At 45.1% G+C, this 840-nt stretch carries 2 protein-coding genes; both read right to left on the bottom strand.

Annotation, left to right across the window (positions count from 1 at the left end; all coding sequences use genetic code 11):
• On the bottom strand, positions 1-125 hold a 125-nt coding region (locus ACS8FD_RS18685), incomplete at its 3' end, for an ATP-binding cassette domain-containing protein (protein ID WP_439276950.1).
• 76 nt (positions 126-201) lie between these two features.
• Positions 202-840, bottom strand: a 639-nt coding sequence (locus ACS8FD_RS18680) for an iron chelate uptake ABC transporter family permease subunit (protein ID WP_439276949.1), incomplete at its 5' end; no start/stop codon positions are given.

The raw sequence follows: 840 nt of genomic DNA, 5'->3' as shown, positions 1-840 counted from the left end.
GTAGACTTCCCAGCGCCATTAGGGCCAATCAGAGCAATCACCTGTGCTGTTGGTAAGGTCAACGTAATGTCATGCAAGATCTGTTGTTTACCGATATGGTGAGAGATATTATTCAGTTTAATCATAATCGTCTTATTTTAAAAAATCTTAGGGTTTTCTTGATGAATCGTATTAACTAAATGAATAGTGTCAGCTAAATAGTCATAAAGAACGACGTTGAGACATAAATATCAATGCCAAAAACATCAATCCGCCCGCTAGCTCTATCACTACGGACAACACGCCAGCCATACCGAGCAGTTGCTCAAATATCGTTTGACCCAATACCAAGCAAATCATGGCGATCAGACTGACGAGTATCAGCCGCTCACTATGATACATATGACGCGCCAAACGGTTGGTCAAGGCGCAGACCAGTAGCCCAAAGAAAGTCACCGGACCCACTAGCGCGGTGGCGGTGGCGACCAATACAGCGATGACGATTAACAGTCCAAATGCCAAGCGTTGATAATTGATGCCAAGGTTAATGGCCTGCGATTTACCGAGCATCAACACATCACACTGGTAACGACAGCGCCAGACAAACAGAGCGCTTATCACGCAGATAACCATACTGATGCCCAGTAGCTGCGGATTGACGGTATTGAATTGCGCGTAACTTGCCGACTGTACCACCACAAAGTCATCGGGATTAATCAGCCTCGCAATTAAAGCTGATAAGCTACGAAACAGCACGCCAAAGATTACGCCCACTAGTATCAGTCGCGTCAAATCCTGACTGCTTTTAGAAAACAGCAGCTTAAATAACAATAAGGAGGCGCCAAACATCAAAACGATCTC

The sequence above is a fragment of the Psychrobacter sp. 1U2 genome, assembly GCF_051847575.1.
The sequence above is the reverse complement of the archived record's forward strand: the minus strand, read 5'-3'. Positions and strand labels throughout refer to the sequence as shown.